The sequence below is a fragment of the Aquitalea aquatica genome, assembly GCF_013911085.1.
GTDB classification, from domain to species: domain Bacteria; phylum Pseudomonadota; class Gammaproteobacteria; order Burkholderiales; family Chromobacteriaceae; genus Aquitalea; species Aquitalea aquatica.
Window position 1 is genome coordinate 195,618 of the sequence record NZ_JACERN010000046.1, and the last position, 15,629, is coordinate 211,246.

The window sequence follows — 15,629 nt, forward strand, 5'->3', positions numbered from 1 at the left end:
CCGGCTGCCGCGCGTAGCCGTTACCGCAGCAAAGGCTGGCGGGCTGTGGCCGGATCAGCGGCTTACCACAGCAGTTTGACCGACTTTTCTCCCAGCCAGTCCTGCAAGGCCAGCAGCAGGCCGTCATCCAGCCGCACGCCCCAGGCTTGCGGCAGGGCGACATCGCCACGGGCCTGGGCATTGCTGTAGCTGATGCGCACCAGACAGCCGTTCTCCTCGTCGCGGTAAGGGCCAAGCAGGTTTTTCAGCTTGCCGACATCGGCATTACCATTCATCTGCAAGGACAGGCCACGGGCAAAGCGGCTGCGTGCCTCGCCCAGATCGTACAGGCGGTCGGCCATGATGCGCAGGCCTCCGGAGAAGGCATCTTCCGTTACCTTGCCCTGCACCACCAGCACGATGTCTTCCTTCAGCCGGTTGCGGTTGGTTTCATAGCTGTCGCCAAACAGGCTGATTTCGCGCTTGCTGCTGCCATCGTCCAGCTCGACAAAGGCCATCTTGCCGCGATTGCCCATCTTGACGCGGATGCCGGTGACAAAGCCGGCCAGCAGTTGCGGCTCTTTGCGTGGCGATAGCCGCGACAGCGTGGTCTTGATGAAGGCGCGCACTTCCTGGGCATAAGCGGCAAAGGGGTGGCCGGACAGGTAATAGCCGATGGCGACTTTTTCCTCCGCCAGCTTGACTGCGTCGCTCCAGGGGCGGGTTTCCACCATTTCCACTGCCGGCGCGACATCGTCGCCAAACATGTCGAACAGGCCGCCCTGATTGATGTTGGCGTGGGCCTGATCGGCCGCTTCCATTGCCAGGCCGACATTGGCAAACAGCTTGGCCCGGTTGGCTTCGATGCTGTCAAAGGCACCGGCGCGGATCAGCGCCTCGATCACCCGTTTGTTGACCAGCTTTTTGTCGGTACGCTGGCAGAAGTCAAACAAGCTGGTGTAGTGGCCACTGGCTTCGCGTACCGCCACGATATGGTCGACGGCAGATTCACCGCTGCCCTTGATCGCACCCAGGGCGTAGCGGATTTCCTGGCGGCTGACTGGCACGAAGCGGTAGAAGCTGTGATTGACATCCGGCGGCAGGAAACGCAGGCCGTTCTTGGCGTCGGTGGCGTCGTCGTAGAACACCTTGAGCTGGTCGGTATTGTCCAGTTCGGTGGACATGGTGGCCGCCATATAGGCGGCGCAGTGGTGCGCCTTGAGCCAGGCGGTGTGATAAGCCACCAGCGCATAGGCGGCAGCGTGCGACTTGTTGAAGCCGTAGCCAGCGAACTTCTCCATGTAGTCGAAGATTTCGTTGGCCTTGGATTCCGGAATGTCCTGCTTGGCCGCACCCTCGACGAACATGGCGCGCTGCGCCACCATTTCTTCGACTTTCTTCTTGCCCATGGCGCGGCGCAGCAAGTCGGCACCACCCAGCGAGTAGCCGCCAATCACCTGGGCGGACTGCATCACCTGTTCCTGATACACCATGATGCCGTAAGTCGGAGCCAGCACCGGCTCCAAGAGCGGGTGCAAGTATTCGAACTTGGCCCCGTGCATACGCTGGATGAAGTCGGGAATCAGGTCCATCGGGCCCGGGCGGTACAACGCCACGAAGGCGATAATTTCTTCGAACTTGCTGGGCTTGGCTTCCACCAGCATTTTTTTCATGCCGGAGGATTCAAACTGGAATACGCCAGTGGTATTGGCGCTGGCAAAAATCTTGTAGGCGTCGGCATCGTCCAGCGGCAGGTGGGCAACGTCCACGTCCTGGTTGCTCACCTGCTTGATGTAGCGCTGGGCCAGCTCGATGATGGTGAGGTTGCGCAGGCCCAGGAAGTCGAACTTCACCAGGCCGATCTGCTCCACGTCATCCTTGTCGAACTGCGATACCGGCGAAGCGCCATCGGCACTGGCAATGTATAACGGGCAGAAGTCGGTGAGCCGGCCGGGGGCAATCAGCACGCCACCGGCGTGCATGCCGATGCCGCGGGTGAGGTCTTCCAGCTTCATCGCCAGTTCGATCAGCTCGCCCGCACCTTCGGACTCAATCACTTCGCCAATCTGTGGCTCCACCTCCATGGCCTTTTCCAGGCCCAAGGGCTTATTGGCTTCCAGCGGAATCAGCTTGGACAGGCGATCGCATAGGCCAAAGGGCAGGTCCAACACGCGGCCCACGTCGCGAATCACCGATTTGGACGACATGGTGCCGAAAGTGGCGATCTGGCTGACCGCCTCCTCGCCGTATTTCTGCCGGGTGTATTCGATGACGCGCCAGCGGTTTTCCTGACAGAAGTCCACGTCGAAGTCGGGCATGGATACCCGTTCCGGGTTCAGGAAACGCTCGAACAGCAAGGCGTAGCGCAGTGGGTCGAGGTCGGTAATGCTCAGGCTGTAAGCCACCAGCGAACCGGCACCGGAACCCCGCCCCGGGCCGACCGGGCAGCCATTGCCCTTACCCCACTGGATAAAGTCGGCCACGATGAGAAAGTAGCCGGGGAAGCCCATCTGGATGATGGTGTCGCACTCAAACTTGAGCCGGGCATCGTATTCCGGACGGCGCGCCAGTCGTTCGTCTGGATCGGGATAGAGTTGTTCCAGCCGCATCTCCAGCCCGCGCTTGGCCTCGTACACCAGGAAGTCGTCCAGTGTCATGCCTTCCGGGGTGGGGAATAGCGGCAGGTAGTTCTTGCCCAGCACCACCGAAATATTGCAGCGCTTGGCGATTTCTACCGTGTTTTCCAGCGCTTCCGGAATATCGGCAAAGCGTTCCAGCATCTGCTCGGTGGTGAGAAAATGCTGGCATTCGGAGAAATTGCGCGGGCGGCGTTTGTCGCCCAGGGTATAGCCTTCGGCAATGCACACCCGCGCCTCGTGCGCCTTGAAGTCGTCCGGGTCGAGAAACTGGATAGGATGGGTGGCCACCACCGGCAGTCCGGTCTCGCCGGCCAGCCACAGCGTGGCTTGCAGCACGCTTTCCACCTGCGGGTTGTCCACGCGCTGGATTTCCAGATAGAAGCTGCCGGGGAATAGGCTTTCCCAGTATTGCGCCCGGCGCATGGCTTCCTCGCGCTGGCCCATGGCCAGCGCCACGCCTACATCGCCATGCTGGGCACCAGACAGGCACAGCAGATTGCTGTTGTCACCCTGTTCCAGCCAGGCGCGCTTGATTTCAGCGCGGCCACGGTACTGGTTATCAGTAAAGGCCAGGGTCAGCAGCTCGCACAGGCGGCGGTAGCCTTCGCGGTTTTTCACCGTCAGCAGCAGGCGGGTAGGCTTGTCGCGATCTTCTTCGTTTTCCAGCCAGATATCGGCCGAGACAATGGGCTTGATGCCCTTGCTGCGGCAGGCCTTGTAGAACTTGACCATACCGAACAAATTCATCAGGTCCGACATGCCCATGGCGGGCATATTGTCTTTCTGGGCGCGTTTTACCGCGTCGTCCAGCCGGACAATACCGTCGGTGATGGAAAACTCCGAGTGGAGGCGAAGATGGATAAAGCGGGGTGCGTTCATCCCGGCATTTTACCGGCAGCCGCGCATCTGTACCATGCGCGCGGCAAGAATATCGTTACTGTCTGCTGCAGCGACCATTCGGCCTTTTCTTGTGCTGCGATGCAGCATTAGAATGGTGGCATTGCAGATCAGCCAAACGGTGACAGAGATGGATTGTGATGTCAGGGAGCTGGACGGCACCAGCCTGTATAAATTACTGACTGGCAGCGTGCTGCCGCGTCCCATTGCCTGGCTCAGTACCCAGGATTTGCTAGGGGTGGCCAATCTGGCACCGTTTTCCTTTTTCACGGTAGCCGGGCTCAATCCACCGCTGCTGGCCATCACCATCCTGAAAAAAACGGATGGCAGCGACAAGGACAGTCTGGCCAATATCCGCGCCACCGGCGAGTTCGTAGTGAATATCGTCAATCAGCAACTGGTGGAGGAAATGAACCAGTCCTGCGCGGCCTATCCGGCGGAAGTGGACGAGTTTGATCTGGCCGGGCTGGAAAAAGTGCGCAGCAAGCAGGTGAAAGCGCCAGGCGTGGCACGCTCACCGGTACGCTATGAGTGCGTGCTGCATAGCTGTCTTGACCTGGGGCATGGTGCCAGTGGCAGCACGCTGGTGCTGGGCGAGATACGGCACCTGCATGTGGATGACGCGGTGTATCACGCAGGCCGGATCAATCTGCAGGCCCTGCACCCCATCGGCAAACTGGCTGGCGATGGCTATACCCTGGTGCACGAGGACTTCGCCCTGGCCCGCCCCTGAGCATGACCCTGGCAGCAGCAAGCAAAAAAGCAGCGCGAGGCTGCTTTTTTTGTGGCTGTTCCGGCAGGTGTCAGTGCAGTGACTGCACGATCTGGTTGGCCATCTCATCCAGCAAGGCATAGCGGCGGTTGTATTCGCTGCGCTTCTTGCTGGCAATGTCCTCCATCGGCTTGCGCGGAATGGGGAAGGGGATGCGGAAGTATTCGGTGTTGATTTTCTCGGCACCGATATCCAGCCAGAAGCTGTCGTAATCAGCCTGAAAATCGCGTCGATAGCGCCAGGAACTGTAAATATGACTGTCCTTGCACACCGCGAGCACCTGCTGGCAGCCCATTTCACGGGCAATGATGGTGAGGGCTTCCAGCGCCAGCCGCTTGGGGAATAGCCCGTGGCAAGCTTTGGTGGCGGTGCGAATGCATTCGTGGCCAAACTCCTTGCGCGGTCCTTGCAGGCCGCCAACCAGTGCCACGCTCTGGCCCTGGTACTGACACAGGGTAAAGGTGAGTGTGGCCAGGGCCACCTGTTGGCCATCGATGAACTGCAGCGACAGTTCGCCCTCCTTGTCGAAGGTGTGGTTGTGGCCCAGCACCCAGCCAAACTGGCTGTCGTCCTTGCCGCTGACGCTGGCCAGCTTGAGGTTTTCCAGCGACAGCAGCTTGCTGCGCACAGTAGCGGGCAGCTTGAGTACCTGGCTGTAGTGCTGCTGCAGCATGTCGGCCTTGGCGGCATTCCCTAGCCCCCGGTACAGATATGGGCGGTGTAGTTTTTGGGCCAGGCGTGGTGCCAGCCGCAGGTAGTCGAGCATTAATGGCTGACTGGCGAGAAAACCCAGCCAGCGGTAGCTGGCGGGCAGGGTAAGCAGGGTGCGCAGCGCTAGCTTGATGCGGTTTTTGCCTTCGTCCAGATAGTCGCGGCGGGAAAATGTTCCGCTGGCCAGTTCGCCTAGCAGGCGTACGGGATGCGGCCCCGAAGCTGATTCGATTGTTTTCACGCAGAGTTCTTCTAAAAGCTGTTCATGCACGGAAGAGCATTATTGTTTATCCGGGAGCCGGCGTCTTTGGCCGGCTTGTCCCGTGGTGATGACCGTTTGTGACGGGCGCGCTGGTTTATTTTTTTTCGTCGCGCGGTTTCATTGCCACCATGGCCGCGCGCTGCATTTCCAGGGTTTTCATTTGCATGGACAGCATGCCCAGATTCATGGTGAGCCAGCCTTCCACCACGCGCAGCTCGGCCAGCTTACGGTCGATTTCCTCCTCGCTCATCGGCGGCAGGAAAGGCTGGGCGCTGGCCGGGGTGGCAGTTTGCCAGAACTGGCGGAACATGGCGAATGGATCTGTGGGATTGAAATCGGCGCTCATGGCTGGCTCTCCTTGTCATATAAAAAAACGGGCAAGCTGCTGCTTGCCCGTTCAGTATAAGACCAAAGATGGTAGCTTAGCTGTTGCTGGCTGCTACCTGCGCATCCACGGCGGCCAGGGCTACCATGTTGACGATGCGGCGTACCGAGGAGATCGGGGTCAGGATGTGTACCGGCTTGGTCATGCCCATCAGGATAGGGCCGATGGTCACACCGTCGGAGGCCGATACACGCAGCAGGTTGTAGCTGATGTTGGCGGCTTCCACATTAGGCATGATCAGCAGGTTGGCCGAACCCTTCAGCGTGGTTTCCGGCATGGCCTGGGTGCGGATGGCTTCCACCAGGGCGGCGTCGCCCTGCATTTCACCATCGATTTCCAGGTCTGGCTGGGCTTCACGAATCAGCTCCAGTGCAGTGCGCATCTTGTCGGCGGATTCGCCGTTGATGGTGCCAAAGCTGGAGTTGGACAGCAGGGCAGCCTTCGGCGCGATACCAAAGCGTTTCATGGCTTCGGCGGCCATCTTGGTAATGCCTGCCAGTTGCACGGCATCCGGCTTGGCATTGACATAGGTGTCGGTGATGAAGATGTTGCCGGTCGGCAGGATCAGCGCATTCATCGCACCGGCCACCTTGTCGGCATTATTGTAGCCGAGCACGGTTTCCACGATTTCGAAGTGCTGGCGGTAGGTGCCGTAGGTACCACAGATCATGGCATCGGCATCGCCGCGACGGACCATCAGTGCGCCGATCAGCGTGGTGTTGCCAATCACGCGGCGACGGGCCTGTTCCTGCGAAACGCCCTTGCGCTTCATCAGGTTGTAGTAGTCCTTCCAGTATTCGGCAAAGCGCGGATCGGATTCGTTGTTGACCAGCTCGAAATCCTTGCCCATCTCCATCTTCAGGCCCAGCTTTTCGATACGCTTTTCAATCACGCTCGGACGGCCGATCAGGATGGGCTTGGCCAGGCCGGCCAGCACGATTTCCTGGGTGGCGTGCAGCACGCGCTCGTCTTCGCCTTCGGTCAGCACGACACGCTTGCTTTCCTTCTTGGCTTGCGAGAACACCGGCTTCATGAACAGATTGGTCTTGTACACGAACTGGGTGAGCTGATCGACATAAGCATCGAAGTCTTCGATCGGGCGGGTGGCCACGCCGGAATCCATGGCAGCCTTGGCCACGGCCGGAGCGATCTTGACGATCAGGCGCGGGTCGAACGGTTTGGGAATCACGTATTCCGGGCCGAAGGACAGTTCTTCGTCGCCGTAGGCGGTGGCAACCACGTCCGACTGTTCGGCCATGGCCAGGTCGGCAATGGCGCGTACGGTGGCCAGCTTCATTTCTTCATTGATGGTGGTGGCGCCAACGTCGAGCGCACCACGGAAGATGAAGGGGAAGCACAGCACATTGTTGACCTGGTTGGGGAAGTCGGAACGGCCAGTGCCGATGATGGCATCCGGGCGTACTTCTTTCACCAGCGGCGGCAGGATTTCCGGTTCCGGATTGGCCATGGCCAGAATCACCGGGTGCGCAGCCATGGTTTTTACCATGTCCTGGGTCACCAGGCGCGGGCCGGACAGGCCCATGAAAATGTCGACACCCACCATGGCATCGGCCAGCTTGCGCTTGCCGTTGTCAACGATGGCGTAACGCTGCTTGGATTCATCCAGCTTTTCGTCACGGCCCTGGTAGATCACGCCCTTGGAGTCGCAGACGGTGATGTTTTCACGCTTCACGCCCAGTGCTACCAGCAGGTCGAGGCAGGCGATGGCGGCAGCGCCGGCACCGGAGGCTGCCACGCGGACATTGGCGATGTCCTTGTTGACCAGGCGCAGCGAGTTCAGCACCGCAGCGGCGGCCACGATGGCGGTACCGTGCTGGTCGTCATGGAAGACTGGAATGCCCATGCGTTCGCGGCATTTCTTCTCGATGTAGAAGCACTCGGGTGCCTTGATGTCTTCCAGGTTGATGCCACCGAAGGTCGGTTCCATGGCACAGATCATGTCAACCAGCTTGTCCGGGTCGTTTTCGTCCAGCTCGATGTCGAAAACGTCGATGCCAGCAAACTTCTTGAACAGCACGCCTTTGCCTTCCATCACCGGCTTGCCAGCCAGCGGGCCGATATTGCCCAGGCCCAGCACGGCGGTACCGTTGGTGATGACGGCTACCAGATTGCCGCGAGCAGTGTATTTGTAGGCATTGAGCGGGTCTTCCACGATGGCGTCACACGGGGCGGCCACACCGGGGGAGTAAGCAAGGGCCAGATCACGCTGGGTAGCCAGCGGCTTGGTCGGGGATACTTGAATCTTGCCGGGCTGAGGGAACTGGTGGAAATCGAGTGCGGCTTGGCGCAGTTGCTCGTCCATTCGTGAACTCCTGGGTGGTTTCTTATGGTCGTTTTGAATTTAGCTCAATATTATAAGGGCTAACCCTCTACTGGGGCTATGGTCCTGTCAGACAAGATACGCGGCGAGGGATTCATCCCGGCCGCGTACCTTGTCCTGTCCTGCTTTTAATGCATCATACCTAACATTCGCGGCAGCCACAGCGAGATGCCGGGAATATATGTTACTGCGACCAGGAATCCAAGCATGGTGAGCAGCCATGGCCACACTGCCACGGTCAGTTCGGTAATGCCCATCTTGGTAATGCCCGATGCCACATACAGGTTCAGCCCCACAGGCGGGTGACACATGCCGACTTCCATGTTGACCGCGATCAGGATGCCGAAGTGGATAGGATTGACCCCCAGCTTGACGGCCACCGGGTACAGGATGGGGGCCATGATCAGCACGATGGCCGACGGGTCCATGAAGTTACCAGCGGCCAGCAGCAGGATGTTGGTGACCAGCAGGAAGGCAACAATGCCCAGACCCTGTGCCGTCATCCAGGCGGCCATGGCTTGCGGAATCTGCTCGGATGCCATCAGGAAGGAGAACAGGACGGCATTGGTGATGATGTATAGCAGCATCGAGCTCATCGATGCGGCGTTGATCAGCACGCGCGGCACATCTTTCAGTCCCATGTCCTTGTACACGAACACGGCGATGATGAAGGCGTACACGGCAGCCATGGCGGCAGCTTCGGTCGGTGTGAAAATGCCGCTGTAAATACCACCGATCACCAGCACGATCAGCAGCAGGCCCCATACGCATTCACGGAAGGCTTGCAGGCGCTCGCCCCAGCTGGCGCGCGGCAGGCGCGGGTAGTCGAACTTCTTGGCGCGATACCAGGTGGTCAGGCCCAGCAGTACTGACAGGCACAGGCCGGGCAGCACGCCGGCCATGAACAGCTGGCCTACCGAGGCCGTACTCACCGGAGAACCATCCGGGCCGGTGACATCCATGCCGGCGGTGGCAATGGAGTACATCACCAGGTTGATGGATGGCGGGAACAGAATGCCCAGCGCACCGGAAGTGGTGATGACACCCGCGCCAAAGCGTTGCGGATAGCCCTGCTTGACCATGGCCGGCAGGATGATGGAGCCCACGGCCACCACGGTGGCGACGGACGAACCGGTAATGGCGGCAAACAAGGCGCAGGATACCACGCCGGCCAGGCCGAGGCCGCCGTACCAGTGACCAACCAGGGTGGTGGCAAAGCGGATCATCCGTTTGGCCACCCCGCCGTGCATCAGGAAATTACCCGCCAGGATGAAGAAGGGAATCGCCATGATTTCGAACTTCTCGATGCCGGTAAACAGCTTGAGTGCTACCGACTGGATAGGTACTTCCGTCATGGTGAACAGAAAGGTCAGTACCGTCAGACCCAGTGAGATGGAGATCGGCATGCCGGTCAGCATCAGGGTAAGCAGCAGACCGAAAATGATCAGTGTGGTCATTAGTGCTTGCCTCCGTGGTTCAGGTCGTGCGGGTGCAGGTTGTCCAGTTCTTCAGCGCCTTCTTCCAGGCCATCGACATGGCCGTGATCATGCTTGGGCAGCTTGCCGGTCTTGATGAAGTTCCAGGTCACTTGCAGGAAGCGGAAGCACATCAGCGAGGAGCCGCAGGGAATGGCCAGATAGACCAGCCACATCGGTGCTTCCAGATCAGGCGAAGTCTGATCGGTATGGGCGATTTCCCAGACAAAATCACTACCCAGTGCGGCAATGACGCCGGTAAACAGCGCGCCGGACAGCAGGCCGAAAATGATGAACTTGGCGCGGTTCTTGTCCGACAGGCGGTTGATCAGCACATCAACCCCCACGTGGATGCCGGTGCGCACGCCATAGGCAGCACCAAACTTGGCCATCCATACGAACAGGTAGATGGTCAGTTCCTGGGCCCAAGCCATATTGATGTGGGCGAGATAGGGTTGCAGAGTTTCGATGCCCGAGCCGTAGCGGTGCAATACTGCGGCAAAGGTGATGAGGGTGGCGCTTCCCATCAGCAGGGCAATCATCCACTCCTCAAGGTGATCGAGGAATTTCAGCATGATTGTTCTCTTTCAGCAAAAAAGAGCGTGGGTGCCTGCGCACGCACGCTCCATTCATGGGCCGATCAGTTGTTGGGATTAAAGCCGGTTTCTTTGTAGATCGCCTTCAGCAGGTCCGGACCGATACGGTCGGCCATCTTGGCGTGAACCGGCAGCATGGCTTTCTTGAAGGCAGCGCGTTCAGCTGCGCTCGGGGTGTAAACCTGGGTCTTGCCGGAAGCCTTGATGGCGGCCAGCGAGCGGTCGTTTTCCTTCTTGGCAATGTCGTTGGCGTACTTGGAGGCATCGACGATGGCGCCATCCAGCTGGGTGCGCACGTCAGCCGGCAGGCCATCCCAGAATTTCTTGTTGACGATGACGGCATAGCCCAGGAAACCGTGCTGGGTCAGCGTCAGGTTTTTCTGCACCTCGTAAGCCTTGCTGGTGTACAGGTTGGAGGCTTCCAATTCGGTGCCGTCCACCACGCCGCTTTGCAGCGCCTGGTACACTTCAGAGAAGGCCATTACTTGCGGCAGTGCGCCTACCGAGCGCATTTCTTCTTCCAGTACCTTGGACGACTGGATACGGATCTTCAGGCCCTTAAGGTCGGCGGGCGACTTGATCGGCTTGTTGGAAGAGAAGTTCTTGAAGCCGTTGTCCCAGTAAGCCAGGCCCTTGATGCCCTTGCTTTCCAGCTTGCCCAGCAATTGCTTGCCGATGGCGCCGTGCATCACCTTGTTTACTTCTTCATAGTTGTCGAACACATAAGGCAGGTCAAAAACTTCGAATTCCTTCACGCCCAACGGCCCGAATTTGGCCAGCGACGGGGCCAGCATCTGAACCGCGCCCAGTTGCAGGGCTTCCAGTTCTTCCTTGTCCTTGTAGAGCTGGCTGTTGGGATAAACCTGAACCTTGACCTTGCCGTGGGTACGCTCTTCCGCCAGCTTCTTGAAGTATTCAGCGGCCTTGCCCTTGGGGGTGTCCGGCGATACCACGTGGCTGAACTTGATGACGATTTCACCAGCGGCCTGGGCCATGCCGGCTACACCAAAGGAAGCGCCAATCAGCAATGCAGCAATTTTCAGTTTCATGAGTGTCTCTCCGTTTCTGTTTCCGTTTGCGTTGAATGTTTTTGCTTTGTATTACAGCCCTTGTCTGTGGGCTGTTAATAGCGTGTAAAGTAGAAGGCGCGCCAACAACATGCCATTGGGGACTTCATCATTGGGGTTTTCCCGTACCTGCTTATGCACGTGATCGATCTGCTTGCCCGCCGCCGTTCTCCCCGCCTGCTATGGCTGGGAACCTCGCTGACTCTCATTGCCCTGGTCATGGCGCTGGGGGGGTTGTTTTATCTGGTTTACCGCGACTGGGTAGATGAACAACACGACAACCTCATCCAAGAAGTATTGTGGCTGGAGCAGTCGATGCGCCTGCACATGGAGGCGCAGCAGGAGTGGGCAGAAGGCGTGGCGGCGGATCTTGCCGGTGGCAAGATGCCGGCTGAGCGCTTCGTGCCGACGGCCGCATTCTTCATGCGCGAAAGCGCAGAGATCCTGCAGGTGCAGCAGTTCGACCAGAACGGCATGCTGATACGCGACCAGCACGGGCAGGTTGCTCCCGGCAAGGTATTGCATGGTGACGAGTTCGACGCAGTGTGGCGGGCCTCGCGCTTGCGTCGCGCCTCTTATGGCCAACCCTACCGTCGTGCTGATGGTAAGTACCGTTTCGACCTGGCCGTGCCCATCATTGCCAATGAGAAATACCTGGGCAGCATCCGGCTGGTGTACCAGTTTGATCAATTGCTGCACCGCCAGGTGCCGTGGTGGATTGCCTCCAAGAACTACATCAGCTTTGTCGATGTTGGTGGTCGCACCCTGGCCAGCAAATTCGACCCTTCCGAACACCCCGGCACCATTTCCCACCAGACCAGTTTCGATCCGCCGGGCTTCGGCGTGTATTTGCGTGCCGTCAGCTACCGTTCCGGACTGGGGCTGACCCTGCCGGTGCTGACCGGGCTGATCATGCTGCTGGCAGCGGCGCTGCTGTACTCCATCTGGCGCATCCGCCGCCATATGCGCGAGCGTTCTCGTGCCGAGCATGCACTGGCCACCGAAGTATCCCTGCGACAGGCTATCGAGGACTGCATGAAAAGTGGCCTGGTCGCCATTAGCCTGGAAGGCGAAATATTGCGGGTTAACCGGGCATTTTGTGAAATGCTCGGTTATGCGCCCGAACAGCTGGTGGGCCAGCGCCCACCTCATGTTTTTTGGCCCAGTGCCGATCACCAGCAAATGCATGCGGCTATGGATGCGGTGCGGGATGGCATGCAGCCGGAGCAGGGCTTCGAGCTGCGCTTTCAGTGCCAAAATGGCGAATTTGTTGAAGTGCGGTTGTATGCCACACCATTGATCGAGCGTGATGGCAGCCATCGAGGCTGGATTGCTGCCTTGTTTGACATTACCGAACGCAAACGCCAGCGGCTGGCGCTGAATGCTTCGCACCAACGCTTTCTTACCGTGCTTAACGGCATGCAGGCGGGTGTCTGTGTGGTCAGCCAGCAAAGCGGACAGCTGCTGTACGGCAATCCCACCTTTTCCTATCTATGGCTGGCCGATGAGCCGGATGCGCCGTGCTGCCTGTTGTTGCCCGGCTTGCGAGAGGAGCCGGAGCAGGATGATCTGGCCAGCGAGTTCACCCTGCAAGACGGCGCGCAATGGTTCCAGATGCACCGTCGCCGGCTGGAATGGGTCAGTGGCGAGCCTGCCTGGCTGGTGATCCTGAGTGATGTCACGGAAGAGCGCGAACGGGAAGGGCGGGCGCAGGCACAGCAGGAGCGCTTTCAGACCACTTCGCGCCTGATCGCCATGGGTGAGATGGCCTCCAGTCTGGCGCACGAACTGAATCAGCCACTCACCGCCATCAGCACCTACTCGGCCGGCCTGGCGCGACGCCTGCCGGAGCGGCTGGAGCTGCCCTCTGGCGTGCGCGAAGCCGTGGCCGCCATCAGCCAGCAGGCGCAGCGCGCCGGGCAGATCATCAAGAGCATCCGCGCTTTCGTCAAAAAACACGAACCACAGCTGGAGAATGTCGATCCTGCGCGCGTGGTGGCGCGGGCGGCAGGGTTGGCGGAGATGATGGCTTTCAAGGCCGGGGTACAACTGGTGATCGAGCAGGACGGGGCGGCCTGCAGGCTGGACATGGACCCGGTGTTGATCGAGCAGGTCTTGCTTAATCTGATGAAGAACGCCATCGAGGCCATGGTCGAGGCACAAACCCGGCGGCCGCACATCGTGGTGCGCACCACGGTGGGACCAGCGTTCTGGCGGGTAGAGGTGGCTGATAACGGGCCCGGCCTCAGCGACAATATCAAGAAAGAGCTGTTTACCCCGTTTTATTCCACCAAGCCGGATGGTATGGGCATAGGCCTGAATATCTGCCGGTCGATTGTGGAATTCCACCGTGGCGAATTCAGTGTCAATTCCACGGTGGCGGGGGGCTGCGTATTCTGGTTCACCCTGCCGCTACGGCGCAGCAGCGACGGCACATGAAAAACGGCACCCGAGGGTGCCGTTGTCACATCGCCAGCCAGTACTTAGTGTTGACTGGGCTGCAGGATGGTTTCCTGTGTTTCTTCCAGCATATCCGGATAGTCGCGGCTGTAATGCAGGCCGCGGCTCTCCTTGCGCAGCAGTGCCGAGCGCACGATCAGCTCGGCAGTCTGTACCAGATTGCGCAGCTCGATCAGGTCGTTGGTCACGTGGAAGTTGCTGTAGTAGTCGTTGATCTCTTCCGACAGCAAACGAATCCGGCTTAGTGCCCGCATCAGCCGCTTGTTGGTACGCACGATGCCGACATAGTCCCACATGGCGCGGCGCAGCTCGTCCCAGTTATGCGAGATCACCACTTCCTCGTCGTTGTCCGTCACCTGGCTATCATCCCAGTCCGGGATCGGCGGCAGGGTGATGTCCGGTGCAGCCAGAATGTCCTCGGCGGCTGCCTTGCCGATGACCAGGCACTCCAGCAGCGAGTTGCTAGCCAGACGATTAGCACCATGCAGGCCAGTGCAGGCCACTTCACCTACCGCGTACAGGGCATCCACATCGGTATGGCCGGTCAGGTCGGTTACTAGGCCGCCGCAGGTAAAGTGTACTGCCGGCACCACCGGAATCGGCTCTTGGGTAATATCAATGCCCAGTTCAAGGCAGTGGGCGTAGATATTGGGGAAGTGCTCCTTGATGAAATTGGCCGGCTTGTAGGAAATGTCCAGATAAACGCAGTCCAGGCCATGCTTCTTCATCTCAAAGTCGATGGCGCGCGCTACCACGTCACGCGGTGCCAGTTCGGCACGTGGATCGTGATCCGGCATGAAGCGCGTACCATCCGGCAATTTCAGAATGCCACCTTCTCCACGTACCGCTTCGGAAATCAGGAAAGACTTGGTGTGCGGGTGATACAGGCAGGTGGGGTGGAACTGGATGAACTCCATATTTCCCACCCGGCAGCCAGCCCGCCAGCCCATGGCAATGCCATCACCAGTGGCGGTGTCCGGGTTGGTGGTATAGAGGTAAACCTTACCCGCACCGCCGGAAGCCAGCATGGTGTGCTTGGCGGCAATGGTGACAATCTGGTCCAGCGTCTTGTCCAGTGCATACACGCCATAGCAGCGCTTGCCTTCCAGCCCCAGCTTGCGTGAGGTGATCAGGTCGATGGCAATGAAATCTTCCAGCACCGTGATATTCGGATGTGCCTTGATCTTCTGGCCGAGCGTAGAAGTCACGGCCGCCCCGGTGGCATCGGCAGCATGGATAATGCGGCGATGACTGTGGCCGCCCTCACGCGTCAGGTGATAACCCGTCTTGTGGGTATCATCGCGGGTAAACGGCACGCCAAGGGCAATCAGCCAGTCAATCGCCTCCTTGGAATGCTCCACGATAAAACGCGTTGCTTCTTCATTACATAGACCAGCACCGGCAATCAGCGTGTCGCGGATATGCTCCTCAACCGAATCCTCAGTATCCAGCACGGCGGCGATACCGCCCTGGGCATAGGTCGAGCTGCCTTCCAGCAGATCGCGCTTGGTAATCAGGCCAACTTTGCGAGTAGCAGCCAGATGCAGGGCCAGCGTCATGCCGGCCAGACCACTACCGATAATCAGAACATCAAACTTGAGCATGGCAGATGCCGCCGTCAGGGCGGAGTAGGGCAGTTTGCAGAAGGCTCAAGATTAGCAGAACCGTCGTCGGGCGGCATCTGCGTTGACTATATATATGCAGGCAGCTCAAGCCGGTATTGGGCAATGCGCAATGAACCGCGAACCCAGACGGCCAATTCGGCGCAGACGGCGAAGTCAGTGAGTAACTAAAGGTGTCTGGGCCACCTTTTAGCGCCAGCCAAACTGGTTTTCAGTACCCGGCATAGCCGCTACTCCATGCATTGCTGTGCATCCGCAGCAAAGCTGTAATAAAACCCCGTCGGCATAGTTGTTTGCCCCTCAGTCACTTAGCGCGCTGTGGGGCGGTATTTGGCCAGAATCTGCAGATTTCTTCGCGCAAAGTGTTGACGAGGGTGGGTGGTGGCGGTATAGTTCGCCTCCTCAGCAGACAACGCAGCGACG

10 protein-coding genes are annotated in these 15,629 nt (G+C 59.2%); 2 read left to right on the top strand and 8 right to left on the bottom strand.

Annotated elements, in window-relative coordinates:
- Positions 1 to 62 precede the first annotated feature (62 nt).
- Positions 63 to 3,497 carry a DNA polymerase III subunit alpha gene (dnaE, locus tag H2Z84_RS20545; protein WP_181837635.1) on the bottom strand — a complete coding sequence of 1,145 codons (3,435 nt, stop codon included), beginning with the start codon at positions 3,495 to 3,497 and terminating at the stop codon, positions 63 to 65.
- A gap of 148 nt (positions 3,498 to 3,645) precedes the next feature.
- On the opposite strand from dnaE, the gene H2Z84_RS20550 reads away from it, so the two are divergent.
- Positions 3,646 to 4,248, top strand: coding sequence for a flavin reductase family protein (locus tag H2Z84_RS20550; protein WP_181837636.1), 603 nt, complete (start codon positions 3,646 to 3,648; stop codon positions 4,246 to 4,248).
- 70 nt (positions 4,249 to 4,318) lie between these two features.
- Here H2Z84_RS20550 and H2Z84_RS20555 read toward each other — a convergent pair whose 3' ends face one another.
- The 6 genes from H2Z84_RS20555 to H2Z84_RS20580 form a co-directional block, all read right to left on the bottom strand.
- On the bottom strand, positions 4,319 to 5,239 hold the full coding sequence (locus tag H2Z84_RS20555; RefSeq protein ID WP_181837637.1) for a VirK/YbjX family protein: 921 nt from the start codon (positions 5,237 to 5,239) through the stop codon (positions 4,319 to 4,321).
- A 115-nt stretch (positions 5,240 to 5,354) separates the two neighbouring features.
- Positions 5,355 to 5,606 (bottom strand): PhaM family polyhydroxyalkanoate granule multifunctional regulatory protein, encoded by a 252-nt coding sequence (locus H2Z84_RS20560; protein WP_124641341.1) that lies wholly within the window; start codon positions 5,604 to 5,606, stop codon positions 5,355 to 5,357.
- A 76-nt stretch (positions 5,607 to 5,682) separates the two neighbouring features.
- Positions 5,683 to 7,968, bottom strand: coding sequence for an NADP-dependent malic enzyme (locus H2Z84_RS20565; protein ID WP_181837638.1), 2,286 nt, complete (start codon positions 7,966 to 7,968; stop codon positions 5,683 to 5,685).
- Between the two features lie 146 nt (positions 7,969 to 8,114).
- Entirely contained in the window at positions 8,115 to 9,443 is a 1,329-nt protein-coding gene (locus H2Z84_RS20570) for a TRAP transporter large permease (protein ID WP_181837639.1), read from the bottom strand.
- Positions 9,443 to 10,036, bottom strand: a complete 594-nt coding sequence (locus tag H2Z84_RS20575) for a TRAP transporter small permease (protein WP_181837640.1) — start codon at positions 10,034 to 10,036, stop codon at positions 9,443 to 9,445. Before H2Z84_RS20575 ends, H2Z84_RS20570 begins: the two co-directional genes overlap by 1 nt.
- Before the next feature lie 65 nt (positions 10,037 to 10,101).
- Complete coding sequence (locus tag H2Z84_RS20580) at positions 10,102 to 11,106, bottom strand: TRAP transporter substrate-binding protein (RefSeq protein WP_181837641.1); 1,005 nt, start codon at positions 11,104 to 11,106, stop codon at positions 10,102 to 10,104.
- Positions 11,107 to 11,265: 159 nt separating this feature from the next.
- Here H2Z84_RS20580 and H2Z84_RS20585 point away from each other — a divergent pair, with 159 nt between their 5' ends.
- Positions 11,266 to 13,563 carry a PAS domain-containing sensor histidine kinase gene (locus tag H2Z84_RS20585; RefSeq protein ID WP_226034293.1) on the top strand — a complete coding sequence of 766 codons (2,298 nt, stop codon included), beginning with the start codon at positions 11,266 to 11,268 and terminating at the stop codon, positions 13,561 to 13,563.
- Between the two features lie 44 nt (positions 13,564 to 13,607).
- On the opposite strand, the gene nadB is transcribed toward H2Z84_RS20585, so the two are convergent.
- Positions 13,608 to 15,188, bottom strand: coding sequence for an L-aspartate oxidase (gene nadB, locus H2Z84_RS20590; protein WP_103526016.1), 1,581 nt, complete (start codon positions 15,186 to 15,188; stop codon positions 13,608 to 13,610).
- Between the last annotated feature and the right edge of the window lie 441 nt (positions 15,189 to 15,629).

Bases quoted from the DNA above. Each gene is read 5' to 3' on its own strand.
- dnaE (WP_181837635.1), bottom strand. From the start codon at position 3,497: ATGAACGCACCCCGCTTTATCCATCTTCGCCTCCACTCGGAGTTTTCC.
- H2Z84_RS20550 (WP_181837636.1), top strand. From the start codon at position 3,646: ATGGATTGTGATGTCAGGGAGCTGGACGGCACCAGCCTGTATAAATTA.
- H2Z84_RS20560 (WP_124641341.1), bottom strand. From the start codon at position 5,606: ATGAGCGCCGATTTCAATCCCACAGATCCATTCGCCATGTTCCGCCAG.
- H2Z84_RS20565 (WP_181837638.1), bottom strand. From the start codon at position 7,968: ATGGACGAGCAACTGCGCCAAGCCGCACTCGATTTCCACCAGTTCCCT.
- H2Z84_RS20570 (WP_181837639.1), bottom strand. From the start codon at position 9,443: ATGACCACACTGATCATTTTCGGTCTGCTGCTTACCCTGATGCTGACC.
- H2Z84_RS20575 (WP_181837640.1), bottom strand. From the start codon at position 10,036: ATGCTGAAATTCCTCGATCACCTTGAGGAGTGGATGATTGCCCTGCTG.
- H2Z84_RS20580 (WP_181837641.1), bottom strand. From the start codon at position 11,106: ATGAAACTGAAAATTGCTGCATTGCTGATTGGCGCTTCCTTTGGTGTA.
- nadB (WP_103526016.1), bottom strand. From the start codon at position 15,188: ATGCTCAAGTTTGATGTTCTGATTATCGGTAGTGGTCTGGCCGGCATG.